The following is a 16,232-nucleotide window of genomic DNA, read 5'->3' on the forward strand; positions in this document are numbered from 1 at the left end:
CGCCCCCTCGCCCCTCGTTGCGGCTACTTGCTGTTCGAATCGGGAGCCCGTCTGGGCGCTGTCCGAAGCGCTGAACAACTGCTGCCCAATCTCGGTTCTGGCACAGATCTAGGGGAGTCGTCGCAGAGGGTGACGGTGACGTTCGATTGTAGGAGAGAGTTACGAGCCCGGGCCCGTCAACGTTCACGCATTCTGGTCCACCACCAGCCCGACATTGCCCACTCGATGTTGTTGGGCTCGGGCAAGGTACGGCGCTCGAATTCCTCATCAATGCGCGTGATCAGTCGACCCAAGTCCCGTTTGGCCCCGGGAGGAAGGTGCCGTATCGCCCACTCCAGGTCATCACGGGCATCTTCCACTTCTATCCCGGGCGAACAGACCTCGGAGGCGTTCAGATACCGTCCGGGCTGCTTAAACGCCCACTGGAAACGAGAGAGCGCATGAGCGACCGCGTTGGGCCACATCTCCTGGTCTTCGACCCGGCGGATCGCTGCACGAGTCCGCGCGGAGACACCAGGGACCCTCAGGACCGGATACTGCCATCGGGGCCGCCAACGCTCTGCACGGACGGCCTTGGGCCGCCTACGCGGCATCGCCCTTTCGGATCAACATGGGGCCATCCTGACACGGCTTGGCACCTGCATGGCCCTCAGCCCTGGGTTGTCGCGCCCATCTTGGTGGGCGTCTCGGAGTGTTACTGGAGCAGGGATCATCTTGCGGAGTAGTTCGAATCCGGCTCGGCCGTAGAGCTGCCGCTTGATCTTCTTGATGCGGTTCACAGCGCCCTCGACGCTGCCTGAGCTCCATTCGAAAGTGAGCCCGGCTGTCACGGCGTCGAGGTCTCTGAGCAGGTGGAGTGCGAAGCCGGTGAGGCCGGGTAGCTGGCTGGCATCGACTGCGTCGATCCAGGTGGGGAGTGTGGAGCCGAGGCGGTCGGCGAGCATCTCGCCGAAGTCGCGGACGTGTCCCGCCGCCTTGTCCAGTTCCGGGCAGCGGGCCAGGACTTCCTTCAGGCTGGCCCGGTCTTCCTCGGTCAGGGTCGTGGGGTGCCTGGTGAGCCAGCCGGTCACCTGCCGCACTGTCGGCGGCCGCGGCGGTGCGGCGGACGGCGTCCCGCGCAAAGTAGCGATGTGGGCTCGGACCATGGCGTAGGTGATGGGAGCGTGCTCGGCAACCAGCTCGCCGTGCAGTCGGGTGACGCTGGTGCACCCCGCAGCGAATCGGCGTTCCAAGTAGGGTTTGTAGGGGTCCAGCCTGCTGGACCGGGGCCGGTTTTCACGGAGGGTGTCCTGCCAGCGTGCGGCGGCCGCGTACCGGAGCACGGTGTTGAGACCCCAGCCCAGGTGCCGGGCAATCGCCCGGCGTGAGTGACCTTGGGTAAGCATCTCGTGGACCAGGGCATGTGCTGCCTTCTTCCGCTCGGCCCGCCGGCCGACGGGCTCCGAGTCGTCCTGAGGTTGACCCGAAGCCCCTCTGGTGGCCTCCGGCAACTCGCTGCTGGGCGAAGGGTTGCGCAGGCAGTCGCGACGGGCGGCGACGCAGGTCTCCACGGCCCGGCCGAGGCCCTGCCACAGATGGAACCGGTCGGCAATCTGCAGAGCGTGGGGGGCACCGCGCCGGGCCCCCTCGGCGTAGGCGCCCACCCGGTCCCGGCAGATGATCTCCACACCCGGGTGGCGGGTCAGCCAGGCTGCCAGCGGCCCGGCTTCACGCGTCGGGAGCACATCGACCACGCGATGGTCTTCGACGCTGGTCAAGACAGTGGAGTACGTCTGGCCGCGACGGATCGCGAAGTCGTCCACACCCAGCACACACGGAGCGCTGAACCGTGGATCGGGCAATGCCATGACCCTGCGTAACAAGGTCATCCGTCCCGCGCCGAAACCCAGTTGGGCCGCCAGCCGAGCGCCAGCCCGCCCGGCCAGCGCGAGCCCCACCCGCTCCAAGGCGCGGTTGAGCCGTGTGGAGAACCGTGCGTGCGGGGCGGCCAGCCACGTGAACGGCTCGGCGAACGTCCGGCGCGGGCAGTCCGCCGACCCGCAGATGAAGCGCCGAACCGTCAGCCGGATCACAAAGCCCTGCTCAGCGAGCGGAAGGTCTTTCAGCCTGCACTGGTATCGGTCGTGGACCCGGTCCGAGAAGCGGCCGCAGTCAGGACAGGCAGCCCCGGCGGCGCGGCCTCTCGCCACCACCTCGACCGTGCCGAACGCGGCTGTAACCGCCTCGACGTCCACCTCGTCGATCCCGTCGAACACCAGCGAGTCCCAGAACGGTGCGGATTCCGACGTCTCCGCGTCCGATGGGAACGACGCGACGACATCCACGAAGCTTTCCTCGGCCCCGCCACCTGTCTCACCACCCACCGACACGTCCAACGCCTTTGTTAGGACTTCTAAGCAGTCGGTCAGCGAGGACGAAGGCGTGTCCGACCGACGCCCCGTGTCGCCGCGGCCCAGCGGCGGGGGCGGACCAGGATGGGCCAATCACACATCGATTTTGTCGCGCTGAGCCCAGGTAGCGGCGTCGATCAGCCGGACCGTCGGGAGAGATTACCGCGTCACCCTCGGCCAACCGCCCGAACCGCTCACGCACATCCCGCAGCAGCTCACGTTCGAAGACTTCGTGTGGCCCAGGTCCCGAGACGGCACATCTAGTACTTGCTGATCTCCCAGAAGCGGAAGACGGTCGAGGTGTCCAGGGTCCACTCCAGGCCGGAGATGTTGTCGTACGCCACGGCGTACTGCTTGCCCTGCCACAGCGGCAGGATCGGCAGGTCCTTGGCCACGTCCTCCTGGAGCTCGCCGAATTCCTTCATGGTGGAGCCCCGTTCGGCCTGGCCGGCGGTGTCGGGGATGATCCGGCCGGTGATGTCGTTGTTCACGTAGCCGTTCTGCAGGACGTTGTCCTTGCCGAAGAACGGCTGGGTGAAGTTGTCCGGGTCCGGGTAGTCCGGCACCCAGCCCTTCACGTATACGCCGAGTTCGCCGGCCGCGATCCGCTTCTCGTACTGATCGAAGGACAGGGACTTGACCTCCGCATCGAACAGTCCGCTGGCGTTGAGCTGCTTGGCGATCGCCCGGAACGCGTCGTCGGTGGCCGGGCCGTAGCGGCTCGGCGTGGACCACAGCGTGAGCTTCACCTTGCCCGTGATGCCAGCTTTACGCAGTGCCTGTTCGGCCTTGGCCGGCTGCGGGCTCCCGCCGTACGTGTCGAAGAACGCGGTGTTGTGGGCCGTGATGCCGGCGGGGACGATCGAGTACAGCGGGGTGGCCGTGGAGTGGTAGACATCGCTGACGAGGGCGTCACGATTCACCAGGTACGCGATGGCCTTGCGCACGGGGAGCTGCCGAACCACGGGGTCCTTCATGTTGAAGACCAGGTGCTGCACTTCGGCGCTGGTTCCCTCGACGACATTGATGCCCTTTTTGGCCGCGGCGGTGGAATCCTCCAGCTGGGAGATGTCCCGTGCGGTCAGACCGCGGTAGGCGACATCGATGTCGCCCTTCTGCAGCGCGGACGCCAGCTTCTTCTGGTTGCCCCGGAAGAAGTCGAGGGTGACGCCAGAGTTCTTCACCCGCGCTGTACCCCGGTAGCCGGCGTTGACCGTGAACACGGCCTTCGACTTGTCGAGGGACTTCAGTTTGTAGGGCCCCGACCCGATGGCCTTGCCGTCCTTGCGTAGGCGGTTCGCCGGGTACTCGCGGTGGTCCACGATGGAACCGGCACCCGAGGCGATCTTGCTGGGGAAGGTGGCGTCGGGACCCTTGAGTTGGAAGTCGACCGTTCGCTCGTCCGGAGTGGTGATCTTCGCGATCGTGGAGAGCAGCGGCGCGGGACCGGCAGGGTCGTTGATCTTGATCGCCCGCTCGAAGGAGTACTTGACGTCCTCCGAGGTGAGGTGGTCGCCGTTACTGAAGGTGAGGCCGTCGCGGAGCGTGCATCGGTAGGTCCGGTTGCCGTTCTCGAACGCGCAGGACTTCGCCGCTTCCGGCTGTGGAGTTGAGCCCCCTCGGGGAAAGCTGAGCAGGGACTGGAAAACATTGTTGAACAGAAGCCAGGACCCCGGGTCGTAACCCGAGGCCGGATCTGCGGCCAGGACATCGTCCGACATGCCTACGACGATCGAGTTGCCGGGCTCAGCGGCGTCTCCGTCGGACTGGATGCTGCAACTGCTCAGCATGGCCGCCGCGAGGCTGGCCCCGATGGGAGCGCTTGTCCACCGCTTGCGTATGTTCACCGAACTGCCTCGTGCTTTCTGGACGCGGGGAGGCTGCGCATCCGAACCGAGGAGGCGAGCACCTTCCTGTAGATCATAAAGGCGGGGCGGAAGCCCCTCCTTATGTGCCCAGTAGTTGATCGGCGGCACTCCTTTGGGGCCTTTGTCCACGTGTTCCGCCGGTCCGTCGTGACCGGCAAGAAGATGTCGCGCGGTGCGCGTCTCACCGCCCATGGCGCAGTCTCCACATCCCGGGTCTGTGCAGTGATCACGTGCTGTGCGAGCGCGTAGGTGTCGGTCGGTGGGCATGGTGAGGGCCCGGCGCGGTGGGCCGGGTTCTCCAAGGTCCTTCGGGTCGCGGGTGATCAGAGGGCGGTCGCTCAGGTGGCGGGGCGAGGCAGGGCGGCCAGGCGGTGGAATGCGGCCGTGAGTTCATGTCTCCAGGGCCAGGTCGCCGAGATCCGCAGGCGCAGGCGGCGGCCGCTGCGGGTGATCCGGGCGGCGACGTGCAGGATTCGGTAGCGCAGTTTCTTGGGTTCGGCGGTGGCCAGATCGCCGTCCAGCAGGAGGACGCGGGTCCAGGCGAGAAGGTCGATGGCCGCGAGACTGAGTTCGAGCCAAGCGGCGTTGATCAGGAAGTGGCGGGAGGGGAAGCGGCCGAAGCCGGTGGTCTTGCCGCACCGGATGTGGTCCTCGACGGTGGCCTGCCCGCGGTGGCGGACCTCCAGGAACTGGGCCGAGCCCCCGCTGGCGAACGGGGTGTCGGTGAGGAAGACCTGGTGCCGCAGGCCCCCGTCCTGGTCGAACAGGGACAGTTGGGCTCCGGGGTGCGGGCGCTCGCGGCGCACGATGATGCGGGTGCCCTCCGGATAGCCGGCAAGGTCGACCATGCCGGTCAGCTCGGCAACCGACGCGCGGCACGCAGTGTTCCGTCCTGGTCCAGAGCGGGGTGCCAGACCTGTTCGGGCAGGGCCCGGATCGCGCGGCGGACCGGTTCGGTGACCGCGTATCCGACCGAGAAGAAGGTGCGGATTCCTCGTATCCGCATGTCTCGGGCGTGGGCGAGGAAGGCTTTCGTCGATCCGGCGCTGTCGGTGCGGACGAGGATGTCGGTGCCGTGCCGGTGGGTGTCGGGGATCTGCGCGAGAGTTCCGGTTCCGGACCGGTGTGCCGCGGATAGGCGACCGGTTCCACAACGCCACCACGCGTGTCCACACCCTCTACGCAACCTGGAATGGGCCTGGCCACGGTTGTGGGCAGTGCTGCCCGACAACCTTCGCGGCCGGCCGGGCCACGTCGACAGTGCCGCCCCCGTGCTGCTCTCCGCCATCGCCACCGCCACGAAGCGCATCCGCCTCGGAATATCGGTGACCGTCCTGAGTACCAATGATCCCGTTCGGCTCTACCACGACTTCTCGACCCTGGACGCCGTGTCGAACGGCCGGGCCCAGCTCGTCCTCGGGCGAGCGTCGGCCACGGAGTCCTTCCCATTGTTTGGCTACGACCTCGCCGACTACGAGGAGTTGTTCGAGGAGAAACTCGAACTCCTCATGCGTCTGCAGCGGGAGGATGCGGTGACGTGGTCCGGCGTGCTCCGGACACCGCTCGTCGAACAACGTCTGCGCCCCCGGATGCGCCACGGGGGTATCCCCACCTGGATCGGCGTGGGCGGCAGCCCGCACTCCGTGATCCGTGCGGCCCGCTACGGACTGCCTCTGATGATGGCCCTCATCGGCGGACGCCCGCAGCGGTTCGCGGGCCACGTCAAGCTCTACCGGCAGGCACTGCAGCAAGCGGGGCACGAGCCGCAACCGCTCGGCCAGCACTCCCTGGGGCTCGTCGCCGACACCGACGAGGAAGCGGTCGAGACCTGGTGGCGGTACTGGCAGCCGGTCGTAGCCCAGGCCGCCGAGGAGCGGGGGTTCTACAAGCCGACCCGCCAACGGTACGAGGCGGAGATCGAGCAGGGGGCACTCTTCATCGGCTCTCCGGAGACCGTCGCCCACAAGATCGCCCGGACCGCGCGCGACCTGCACCTGAACCGCTTCGACCTCAAGTACGACATCATGCACCTGCCTCGCCAGGCCCGCGCCCGCACGATCGAACTGCTGGGCCGCGAAGTCGCCCCGCGAGTCAGGGAACTGCTCGCCAAGGAGTCCACCCATGGATGATCTCGTTTTCGGCCTGGACACATTCGGGGACCTGCCCGAAGACGACTCAGGTGTCCCGGTCTCCCATGCCAGGGCCATCCGGCAGGTCGTCGACGAAGCCGTCCTCGCGGACGACATCGGCGTCGACGTCATCGCGCTCGGCGAACACCACCGCCCCGAGTACTCGATCTCGTCCCCGGAGACCGTGCTCGCCGGCATCGCCACGCGCACCGAGCGCATCCACCTGTCCTCCGGTGTGACGGTGCTCAGTTCCGACGATCCCGTCCGAGTGTTCCAGCGCTTCGCAACGGTCGACGCCCTCTCCGGCGGTCGGGCCGAGATCATTCTCGGCCGCGGCTCCTTCACCGAGTCGTTTCCCCTGTTCGGGTACGACCTCAACAGCTACGACACGTTGTTCGAGGAGAAGATGGAGCTGTTCGCGAAGCTGCTGGAGGAGAAGCCCGTCACGTGGTCGGGCACAGTGCGGGCTCCACTGGAGAGCACCGAGGTCTTCCCGACCACCGAGTCGGGGCGCCTAACCACCTGGGTCGGAGTCGGAGGTTCACCCCAGTCGGTCGTCCGCACCGCCCGCTAGGGGCTTCCGCTCATGCTCGCCGTCATCGGCGGCTCCTTCGAACGCTTCCAGCCCTACACAGACCTCTACCGGCGCGCCGCGGACCAGTTCGGCACCACGGCACATCCGGTGGGGATGCACTCCCCCGGTTTCATCGCCGACACCGACGAAGAAGCCCGGGAGCTGTTCTGGCCGGGCTACCGGCTCATGCGCGACCGCATAGGCGCACTGCGGGGCTGGCCACCGGTGCGCCGGGAGGAATTCGAGGCCGAGATCGGGCACGGCTCCATGTACATCGGTTCGCCGGAGACGGTCGCACGCAGGATCGCCCAAGCGGTACGCGGACTCCGCGTCGGCAGGTTCGACCTCTTGTACACCGCGGGCTCGCAGCCGGTCAGCGCCCGCCTTCGCGCGGTTGAGCTCTACGGCACGAAGGTGATTCCCATGGTCCGTGACATCCTCGCCGGCTGATGTCGTGGATTGGAGAGGCGATGGACATGCATGACATCCGTACGATAGGCATCCTGGGTGCCGGAAAAGTAGGCACCGTACTGGCGCGGTTGGCGCTTTCAGCAGGTCTTCGCGTGCTGATCGCCGGCTCGGGGACACCCGAGGACATCGCGCTCACCATCGAGGTCCTCACGCCTGGCGCGACCGCGGTCACCGCGGCGGAGGCGGCGGCTCAGGCGGACGTCGCGATCCTGGCGCTTCCCCTGGGGAAGTACCGCAGCATCCCGGTCGAAGCGCTGCACGGCAAACTGGTCGTCGACGCGATGAACTACTGGTGGGAGGTCGACGGCGTGCGCGGCGACCTCACCGACCCGTGCACCTCCACCAGCGAGATCCTCCAGGGCTTCCTCCCGGGCTCCCGCGTGGTCAAGGCCTTCAACCACATGGGCTACCACGACCTTGAGGACGAGGCCCGGCCCGCCGGCGCGCGCGGCCGCAAGGCAATCGCCGTCGCAGGGAACGATCCGGCGGACCGGGCCACGACCGCACACCTCGTGGATGCTCTCGGCTTCGACCCTGTCATCGTCGGCCCGCTCGCCGAGGGCGTACGGCTCGAACCAGGGACCGAACCATTCGGAGCCGACGTCAGCTCCGACGAACTGCGGGCCATGCTCGACCGCTTCCCCGCGTCGGAGCGCGGCCGAGCGGTCGGCCGGGCCCGCGCCGCTGGATGACACGGCCGACTTCACTCGCGACAACTGCCGCACTCCGAGCAGGCACTTGCCGCATCCGCCATAGTGGCGTTCGATCGCATGCAGGGCCGTACCGTGCGCGTTTATGGTGCAGAGGACCGGCGGCACGACCCTCGGGAACGATCTTGATCGGCCGAGGAAGCTCAGACGAACCTGCCTGTCGCCTTTTACACTGTGGCCATGGCAGACGTGACGAATACCGCTCCTCTCAACCGTGACGAGGAGGCTTTCCTGCGGGCTCTGGGCAGAGTAATGACACTCCTGCCACGCGTCGTTGACGCGGACATGCTCGTAGAGCATCCGATTTCCGGTACCGAGTACATGGTCCTGGTGCACCTCTCCGAGGTGCCGCACAATCAGATGCGGATGAGCGAGCTCGCCAACATCTGCGGGCTGTCGCTGAGCGGCATGACGCGGGTAGTGAACCGGTTGGAGTCGCAGTCGCTGGTCATTCGTGAGAAGTCTCCGGACGACGGACGGGCGTGGCTCGCCGTCCTCACCAGTGCCGGAGAGAAGCAGCTGAAGCAGGCGTGGCCCACCAATGTCGCGAGCGTGCGTCGCCACGTCTTCTCGCGCCTGGACGGCTGCGACATCGCCGCGGCTGCGGAGGTGCTGGAGCGCATAGCGCCGCGGTGACCGTCCAGTGCCGCAGGAGGTTGCATGAGGCGGTGGCCGTGATCAGCGCGATGAAGGTTCTGTCTGCGCGGTCGGAGCAGGAGTTGTGCAGATCAACCTTGCGTTTTGGGAGGGTGGGAACGTCTGGTTCTCTTCACGATCCCGACAGCAGATCAGATGTACGGCACTCCGGGAGGCGGCCCGTCGCTGCCGAAGTCGATGTTCACGAGAACGGGATCCGGCTCAACTTCTGTGGAGCCGGCAAATCTTGAGTGGTAGTTGGCCTGATCAGGCCGGCGTCAGTCCTCCTCGTTCAGCCCCATACGCCGTCTCAGGCGGCTTCGAAGCGCCCGGTCCATGATGACCGTCATGGAGTAGACGCCCCCCAACACCGGGCCGAAAATCAGCGCGACCAGCGCCGAGCCGGGCTCCTCAGCCCACAACAGGCCCACGAGGCTGATGGGAACGGCTACGCAGGCACCGAAGCGAACAGGATGCCGTGCGACCCACTTCTGCAGGCGGGTCCGAGGCAAGCCGGCCCCCGCTACCCGCTCAACCGCCAAGTACCTTTCCCACAACGACTGCCATCCGGCACAGAGTACGCAGGCGAACACCCGCACGAGAAGCCGCGAGCACATCAGGCAGCCCCTTGTCGTCCAGGTCGAGGTCACCAACCACAGAAGTTGAGCCAGAGGCCGCGAACGGGAGGCATCCCGTCCAGCAGGCGTTGCTGGGGCCGGCCCCGTTGGTGAGGGTGGGGGCCGGGCCGATGGCTTGATCGGTCTGCGAGTCTTGATCGCTGCCGAGCCCGCTGATTAGGTGGCGGGCATGACTGAACTCGGACCCGTCGCCTGGCCCCCTGCCCCGATCAGGACCGAGCGGCTCGTGCTTCGTGAGCCCGAGGCCCGGGACCGAGCGGCGTTCATTGAGCTGCTGGCGTCGCCAGAGGTGCACACCTACCTCGGCGGCCCCCGTCCGCGTGACGAGCTTGAGCGCGAGATGCCCGGGACGCCCGAGCGGTGGCCCGGGAGTTTCGTCGTTGATCTCGACGGGGCGATGATCGGCCAGATCCTGCTCAGGAGAGCAACGGAGCACCGTCGCCCGGCTGCCGCGGGGAAGGCCGATCTCGGCTACCTGTTCCTGCCGCGAGCGTGGGGATTCGGGTACGCCGCCGAGTCGTGCGCGGCGGCACTCGACTGGTTCGACGGCGCCCTTCCCGGCGAGCCGGTAGTGCTCGCCACCCAGACCGCCAACATCGGCTCGATGCGCCTCGCGGCAAAGCTGGGGTTCACCGAGGTAGAGCGGTTCCAGGCCTGGGACGCCGAGCAGTGGCTCGGCCTGCGGTCCCCGGTCGCGCCCTCCGATTGAGCCCGTAGCCCGCGAAGAAAGGTCACTCCGCGAAGCGAAAGACCAAACGAAGGACGAAGCTGCAAAACGAAGAGATCCACGTCAAAGGACAGTGACGGCACATCGCCTGAGCCTCGGGAGGCGCAGGGGAGAGCAGCCCGACGCAACTTTGCATCAGCGCACTCAGCGGCCGCCGATGTCGTGTCCAGGAATTCTCCGGCCTCGTGACAGTCGGCAGGCGGGCATTGCCGGGGCGGGGCAAGTACGGCCGACTGTGATCACCGCGGGATCCCTCAGGCCACTGCCAGACCGACGCCGAGTGCACTCAACGACCTGATCATTGGGCCGAGTTCCAGCAACGTCTCCGCTATCGTACCGAGTCGACCAGCACACGCAGCCAGCCGGTGCCGGGACGACAGGTGCTCCCGTGGCCATCGCATCGCGGCCCGCGCTCAGGCACGCTTCCGGCCACAGCGCGATGCGGTCGGGCAAGGGTTGGTCCGGATCCAGCCGCCGCTGAGCGCCCACGTGGCCGGTGAGCTCTGCGGTCAGCTCCCTGGAGGCTATGTCGGACGCGGCTGGCACGATGCTCCGTATGGATTTCGTACCTCCGCTCGACGGCTTGGATTCCCACCCCTGGCACTCCTTCTCGCACGCGTACGGAAGTGCGGAGGACATTCCTGATCTGCTGAATGCTCTGACCGGCTCTGACACCGATGCGGCGGACGGGGCGCTGTCGGAGCTGTACGGGTGTGTGCTGCACCAGGGGACGGTCTACTCAGCCAGCACGGAAGTGGTGCCGTTCCTTGCCAGGATCGCGGCGGCCGGGCACCACACGGCCGACATCCTGGGGCTGCTCGGTGGCATGGCCGAGAGCGAGGACGAGCACGGCCTGGTGCCGGGCTCGGTCCGGGCGGCAGTGGCCCGACAGCTTCCGCTGCTCCTCCCGCTGCTGGCCGCAGCCGATCCGGACATCCGCCGGACCGCTGCCTGGGCGATATCCCACACCCGCTCGACCGAGATCGCGCTATCCGCACTGCGCTCGCGTTGGGAGGAGGAATGCGAACCCACCGCTCGCGCGGAGGTACTGGGCGGGATCGCCCGGCTCGACCCGCGGGCAGGAGTGGTGGCGGCCGCCACCGCCCTGGACCCTTCCCAGCCCGCTGAGGTGCGCATGGCCGCTGTCTTCGTGCACCTCGACGCGGACGATCCGTGGACCGAGCCCCTGCACACGACGATGTTGTCCCTTCTGCCCGCTGACGCCCTGTGCTCCGGCCTTGACCTCGAACGCGGCGAACCGCTGGCCGCGGTCATCGAGGCTCTCCTGGGAAGAGGCCGCCGAACGGAGCGCGAGGCAGCGTTCTCCCTGCTTGACGCGGCTCTGCATGACGGCCGTGCCGAGGTACGGGCCGAAGGCCTCTGGGCGGCCGACCATGCCTGCATGCTCTCCCGCGGTGCCCCGCTGAGACTGGTACACGGTCTTCGCGCGGCGGCCGTCGACGAGGAGTCCGTGATCGGCATGGCGTCCCTCCTTGGCCGGCTGGGCAGCGTCGCCGCACCGGCCGCGGACGTCCTCGCCCCGCTCGCCGGACGAAACCCGCACGAGGACGACGACCGGGCGGACCGGGCCCTGGCCGCGCTCGTGCTCGTCGCGCCCGCCAAGGCGGTTCCCCTCCTGGCCGCGGGCATGGGACGGCGCCCACGGGCCCTCGACGCCGCCAGCGGGTTCCGAAAGCCGGCCGGCTGCGCCCTCCCCTTCGACAGAGCTCTCCTCGACGCGGTTCGGGACCGCCTCTCGCGGCCCGAGGACCTGACCGGCAACGAACCGTGGCAACTGACCAACTTGCTGGCGGAGTGGGGCGCCGACGCCGGGCCGGCGTTGCCCGAGCTGTGCGCGGCGCTCTCCCGCTGGCCGAGCCAGGCAGCCCGGGCCATCGCGTCCGTCGCCGAAGCCTGCGCTCCGCCGGATCGTACGCAAGCCGTCATCTCCTTGCGGGCGGCGGCCGAGCAGGGAGTCCTGCACGCGGCGAAGGCCCTGTACACGCTCGTCGGCGAGCCCGCGTCGCTACTGAGCTGTCTTGAACAGGAACTCCGGTGCGGCGGCGATCCGAGAGCGGCCGCCGGGACCCTCGGCACACTCGGTCCCCGGGGAGCGGCACTGGCCCCGGCTCTGCGCGAGGCACTCCGTGGGCCCGACGACGACACCACGCCCGCGCTTGACACGGACACGGCGGTCGCCGAGGCGCTCTGGCGCGTCACCGGAGACGCCACCGGGGCCGTCGTCGTTCTGGACTCGGTACTCGCCCGCGCCGAACGTAACCCCTGGTCCCGGTGGTCGGTGGTGCGGGCCGCCCGCGCGGCGGCGCTCCTCGGCCCGGCCGGGCGGCAGCTCTCCGCCCGTCTGGAAGCCGTCCTCGATGATCCGGTACAGGCGCCAGCCGCGGTGGTGGCCCTCATGGCCGTGGCAGACCCCGCCTCGCTGGACCACACCGCGCTCGCCGACGCGGCCCTGCGCTCTGCAGAACAGGGCGCCGATCCGACAGGGGCGTGCGACGCCCTGGAAGCCCTCGGCTTCACCGCGTTGACCACAGACCACCTGCACCGACTGGCCGAGATCGCCGACGGCGACGCCCGGATCGTCCGCTCGGGAGTCGAAGACCGCATCATCCACCAGGATGAAGCCCTCCGAACACGCGCCCGGGCGCTCATGACCGCATTCAAGGCCCCCTCAACTCCCTGACCGACCAAGCACCGTCGCCCGCCCCGGCAGCCGGCGTGGCTGTCGGCCCGCACGTCCTGCACGTGAACACCTGGGGTTGTCCCGTAACGGCTGATCTTGGTGTCATGATCTTGCCGTGCCTCGTCTGATCACGACGTCGGAGTCAACCTGGACAGCCCCCTTCACGAGGCTGAGCCCGCGGCAGTTCGGCAAGCTGGTCACTGCGATGCGGAGCGAGGTTACGAACCCAGCACGCCAGGCCGACCGTGAAGCCTGACTCCGCGGCACCGGATCCTGTTCGCCCTCACGGGACAACTCCCGCCCCGTACGGGGCCGGAGAAGTCCAAGGGGGCCGCTCCCCGGCTCCCCGGCTCTCCGGCTCTCCGGCTCTCCGGCTCTCCGGCTCGGAGACTGCTCAGTCGATGCAGAACTCGTTGCCCTCGATGTCCTGCATCGGGATGCACGAATCATTGCCGTCATACAGTGTTTGCACATGTACCGCGCCGAGCGGGACCAGTCGTGCGCATTCGGCCTCGAGAGCGGCGAGGCGCTCTTCACCCACGAGTCCGGTGCCGACCCGCACATCAAGGTGCAGCCGGTTCTTGGCGGCCTTCCCCTCCGGGACGCGCTGGAAGTACAGGCGCGGGCCCACACCTGAGGGATCACTGCAGGAAAACCATGAATCCCGCTGCTCAGGTGGCTGCGAGCAGTTGAAATCGTCCCACGTGGCAAACCCCTCCGGGGGCGGCGGTACGACGTACCCCAGCACTTCGCACCAGAAACGAGCGAGGCGCTCAGGTTCTGCGCAGTCAAAGGTGACTTGAAACTTCTTGATCGCTGACATCGGCGCAACGTACCAGGGGACTCTGCCGCTCGTTTCTCCACGCGGGATCACCCGTACACCTGCTGCGATCCGGGCCATGTAGGACATCAGGTGATCAAACCGGACGGTCCGCGAGAACGACGCGACCCTGGTGGCGGAGCCCACCGGTGGTCCGCAGGATCCAGTCCTGGCCAACCACCTTCCTGCCCAAGGATCAGTTGCGGGACAGCCCTTGGCCGGCCGGACGCACCGACGAAGGGCTGTCCCGTGATGGACGGGACTTGTCCCCGCAGCCTGGGCACTGGAGACCGCTGCCGATGAATCCGAGCGCTCCGGAACGTAGCCTCACGGGTTCGGCGGTATCACCGGTGCGGGCAGGTCCAGAGCACGCCCGAGGGCGGATGCGACAGAGGGCGCGTAGTCAGGCAGATGCAAGGAGGTCCAAGCGGCAGCCAGTTGGAGGAAGTCGGTCAGGTCGCGCTCTGCACCGGCGAGCAGGCGACGCAGGTCGGTGACGGATACCTCGATCACCGGGCTGTCGTCATGCTCGGCGTCGACGGTCAATCGGACGACGTCGTCGTGACGTTCAGCGAGCGGAGACGGGTCGTGACCGAAGGAGGCCCAGCCGTCGCCGTCGACGACCTCGAGCCAGTCGCGCCTCTCGTCCAGCCCGTTGCAGCAGCCCGGCAACAGCGTGGCGCCGGTTGCGGTGTCAGTGATCTGCAGGCCGCCGGATGCGAAGAGGTCGTCCACGGTGAGCAGTCCGTACAGGAAACCCCCGAGCGGGTCGGCGGGCCGCGGTGGGCAACCGTCGTCCTCGGGAACGTTGTTGTTGCAGTCGGCGATGCGCATCACCGCTGTGCCGACCTCGGTCCGATCGAGCCTTCCGCTGAGCGGCAGGAAGCCGTACGGCGTGTTCTGGGCGACCGGCCACAGTGTGAAGCCGTCGAGGGCGAAGATCTCCAGGACGGGCTGCAGAACGATCACCCAGGCAGTTTGCGGCATGACTGCTCGCGCCGCACCACGATTACTGCCGTTCCCGGTCCGCCCTGGAAGACGAGTGCGGCGGCGGCTTCGCGGTCAACACCATTGGGTGCTGACCGGCGCCGCCGCAACGTGTCACAGCGTCGCGGTCGGCTCCTCACCGTTCGCGCTGCCCGCGAGCCACTCGTCCCATCCCAGGTTGAAGGAGGCGTAGCCGTTGTCTGCCGGCGCCTTGGCACGCGGCGAGCCGGTGATGGTGACGGGGTCACCCTGCTTCACCTGGCCGTAGAACCACTTGGCGTCCGACAGGGACAGGTGGACGCAGCCGTGCGAGCCGCGGGCGCTGCCGCTGCCCGGATTCGGGTCACCGGTCGAGTAGTGCACGTACGTGCCGGACTGGGTGAGGTGGACGTCCCAGGGCAGCGTCAGGTCGTAGTAATTGGGGCTGCCCTTGTCGCAGCTGATACCGACGCTGCAAGAGGTCATGTGGACCTTCTCCTGCTTGTCGATGACGGCCATCGTGCCGTTCCACGTCGGGTACTGGGCGCTGCCCGCATTGATCGACAGCGTGCGCACCACCTTGCTGTTCCGGGTCACCTTCATGGTGTGGCCGGTCACGGAAACATCCGCGCGTACGTCGTCACCGATCTTGAAGGTATGCGTGTAGCTGTGCACGCCGTAGCGTCCGTTGCCGTTGCTGACGCCCTTCATGTCGGCATCGATCTTCACCGTCGTACCGGAGGGCCAGTACTCCTTCGGCCGCCAGTCGGCGCGCTTGTCGCCGAACCAGTGCCAAGCACCGGACACCGGCTGCGAGGCGCTCACCTTCATGTGCTTCTCCACCGTGGCCCGCGCCTTGGCCGCCACCGGGTTCGTGAAGATCACCGAGACCGGCATGGCCACACCGACCGTGGCTCCCGTCTGTGGCGTGATCGTCTCCAGCAGCATCGGCGGACCCGCGGGCTTCGTCGGTGACGGCGAGACACTCGCGCTCGGCTTGCCCGACGGCTTTGCGTCGTCCCCACTCGCCTGGTGACTGCCACCCCCGCCGCACGCACTCGCGCCCACCAGCATCACACCCGTGACGAGTGCGATCCATATGCCGCCTTTGCGCCGTCCCACGATCTGCCCCGCTCTTTCGCTCCCCAGCCCTGACGGGCCCGACTCCCTGTCAGACGGCAACGGCATGGGCCGCAGTTGCACGCCTCGCGTAAAACGTATCCCAAGACTCGTTGCGCACCGCCGGACCGGGGACGATGAAGGGCCGGCGCAACCGGCTGCTTCACCCCGGCCGAGACCTCCATCGACTCCGCCCTGGCCGTCACCGAGGCCAGGACCGCGTCGCGCTCCGCTCCTCCGCGAGGCGTGACAGCCGGCATCATGCTCACACTCCGTCAGCATCAGCGTGACACTCTCCGGATGTCCGACAAGTGACCCGGTCCGCCTGGAGTCACATCGCGCGCGAGCCGATCCGAATGAAGAAGGTGCGCACCTGACGGTGGGTGAGGTGATCCGATTCCTCATGAGTGGCGCCGGCTGGAGACGCTGCTGCCCACCGGCGGGCACTGCGGCAGCCGGTGGAGCCCCGCCGCGCGGTGATCC

General features: G+C 67.8%; 11 protein-coding genes and 4 pseudogenes. 8 read left to right on the forward strand and 7 right to left on the reverse strand.

Features of this window, described 5'->3' with window-relative positions:
- Window positions 1-605: 605 nt before the first annotated feature.
- Entirely contained in the window at window positions 606-2,324 is a 1,719-nt protein-coding gene (locus ACFVXE_RS31260) for an ISL3 family transposase (RefSeq protein WP_389676253.1), read from the reverse strand.
- On the opposite strand from ACFVXE_RS31260, the pseudogene ACFVXE_RS31265 reads away from it, so the two are divergent.
- Window positions 2,277-2,387, forward strand: a pseudogene (locus ACFVXE_RS31265) (IS5/IS1182 family transposase); the annotation flags it as partial. The gene ACFVXE_RS31260 and the pseudogene ACFVXE_RS31265 sit on opposite strands and share 48 nt — an antisense overlap.
- Before the next feature lie 263 nt (window positions 2,388-2,650).
- On the opposite strand, the gene ACFVXE_RS31270 reads toward ACFVXE_RS31265, so the two are convergent.
- Window positions 2,651-4,237 (reverse strand): ABC transporter substrate-binding protein, encoded by a 1,587-nt coding sequence (locus ACFVXE_RS31270; RefSeq protein ID WP_389676254.1) that lies wholly within the window; start codon window positions 4,235-4,237, stop codon window positions 2,651-2,653.
- Between the two features lie 359 nt (window positions 4,238-4,596).
- Window positions 4,597-5,363, reverse strand: a pseudogene (locus ACFVXE_RS31275) (transposase); the annotation flags it as partial.
- A 112-nt stretch (window positions 5,364-5,475) separates the two neighbouring features.
- On the opposite strand from ACFVXE_RS31275, the gene ACFVXE_RS31280 reads away from it, so the two are divergent.
- From ACFVXE_RS31280 to ACFVXE_RS31295, 4 genes and pseudogenes are all read left to right on the forward strand, one after another.
- Entirely contained in the window at window positions 5,476-6,387 is a 912-nt protein-coding gene (locus ACFVXE_RS31280; protein WP_389676256.1) for an LLM class flavin-dependent oxidoreductase, read from the forward strand.
- Window positions 6,380-7,411 (forward strand): annotated as a pseudogene (locus ACFVXE_RS31285) (LLM class flavin-dependent oxidoreductase). Before ACFVXE_RS31280 ends, ACFVXE_RS31285 begins: the two are co-directional and overlap by 8 nt.
- Window positions 7,412-7,437: 26 nt before the next feature.
- Window positions 7,438-8,124 carry an NADPH-dependent F420 reductase gene (locus tag ACFVXE_RS31290; RefSeq protein ID WP_389676257.1) on the forward strand — a complete coding sequence of 229 codons (687 nt, stop codon included), beginning with the start codon at window positions 7,438-7,440 and terminating at the stop codon, window positions 8,122-8,124.
- 198 nt (window positions 8,125-8,322) lie between these two features.
- Window positions 8,323-8,778 carry a MarR family winged helix-turn-helix transcriptional regulator gene (locus ACFVXE_RS31295; RefSeq protein ID WP_389676259.1) on the forward strand — a complete coding sequence of 152 codons (456 nt, stop codon included), beginning with the start codon at window positions 8,323-8,325 and terminating at the stop codon, window positions 8,776-8,778.
- Between the two features lie 278 nt (window positions 8,779-9,056).
- On the opposite strand, the gene ACFVXE_RS31300 is transcribed toward ACFVXE_RS31295, so the two are convergent.
- Window positions 9,057-9,209, reverse strand: coding sequence for a hypothetical protein (locus ACFVXE_RS31300; protein ID WP_389676261.1), 153 nt, complete (start codon window positions 9,207-9,209; stop codon window positions 9,057-9,059).
- Window positions 9,210-9,585: 376 nt separating this feature from the next.
- Between ACFVXE_RS31300 and ACFVXE_RS31305 the strand changes: the two genes are divergently transcribed.
- The 3 genes and pseudogenes from ACFVXE_RS31305 to ACFVXE_RS31315 all read left to right on the forward strand — a co-directional run.
- Entirely contained in the window at window positions 9,586-10,125 is a 540-nt protein-coding gene (locus tag ACFVXE_RS31305) for a GNAT family N-acetyltransferase (protein WP_389676263.1), read from the forward strand.
- 574 nt (window positions 10,126-10,699) lie between these two features.
- Window positions 10,700-12,844, forward strand: a complete 2,145-nt coding sequence (locus ACFVXE_RS31310) for a hypothetical protein (RefSeq protein WP_389676265.1) — start codon at window positions 10,700-10,702, stop codon at window positions 12,842-12,844.
- A 115-nt stretch (window positions 12,845-12,959) separates the two neighbouring features.
- A pseudogene (locus tag ACFVXE_RS31315) lies at window positions 12,960-13,082 on the forward strand (IS5/IS1182 family transposase); the annotation flags it as partial.
- A 156-nt stretch (window positions 13,083-13,238) separates the two neighbouring features.
- Here the strand turns inward: ACFVXE_RS31315 and ACFVXE_RS31320 are convergent.
- The 3 genes from ACFVXE_RS31320 to ACFVXE_RS31330 form a co-directional block, all read right to left on the reverse strand.
- On the reverse strand, window positions 13,239-13,667 hold the full coding sequence (locus tag ACFVXE_RS31320) for a VOC family protein (protein WP_389676267.1): 429 nt from the start codon (window positions 13,665-13,667) through the stop codon (window positions 13,239-13,241).
- Between the two features lie 324 nt (window positions 13,668-13,991).
- Window positions 13,992-14,633: a hypothetical protein gene (locus ACFVXE_RS31325; protein ID WP_389676268.1), complete on the reverse strand. Its 642-nt coding sequence runs from the start codon at window positions 14,631-14,633 to the stop codon at window positions 13,992-13,994.
- Window positions 14,634-14,765: 132 nt separating this feature from the next.
- Complete coding sequence (locus ACFVXE_RS31330) at window positions 14,766-15,752, reverse strand: Ig-like domain-containing protein (RefSeq protein WP_389676270.1); 987 nt, start codon at window positions 15,750-15,752, stop codon at window positions 14,766-14,768.
- Window positions 15,753-16,232 lie beyond the last annotated feature (480 nt).

Origin of the sequence: Streptomyces sp. NPDC058231 (assembly GCF_042882275.1) — a bacterium.
Lineage (GTDB): Bacteria > Actinomycetota > Actinomycetes > Streptomycetales > Streptomycetaceae > Streptomyces.

Excerpts from the sequence above, each read along its gene's own strand:
- ACFVXE_RS31320 (WP_389676267.1), bottom strand. The coding sequence starts at position 13,667 with ATGTCAGCGATCAAGAAGTTTCAAGTCACCTTTGACTGCGCAGAACCT.
- ACFVXE_RS31310 (WP_389676265.1), top strand. The coding sequence starts at position 10,700 with ATGGATTTCGTACCTCCGCTCGACGGCTTGGATTCCCACCCCTGGCAC.
- ACFVXE_RS31290 (WP_389676257.1), top strand. The coding sequence starts at position 7,438 with ATGCATGACATCCGTACGATAGGCATCCTGGGTGCCGGAAAAGTAGGC.
- ACFVXE_RS31295 (WP_389676259.1), top strand. The coding sequence starts at position 8,323 with ATGGCAGACGTGACGAATACCGCTCCTCTCAACCGTGACGAGGAGGCT.
- ACFVXE_RS31305 (WP_389676263.1), top strand. The coding sequence starts at position 9,586 with ATGACTGAACTCGGACCCGTCGCCTGGCCCCCTGCCCCGATCAGGACC.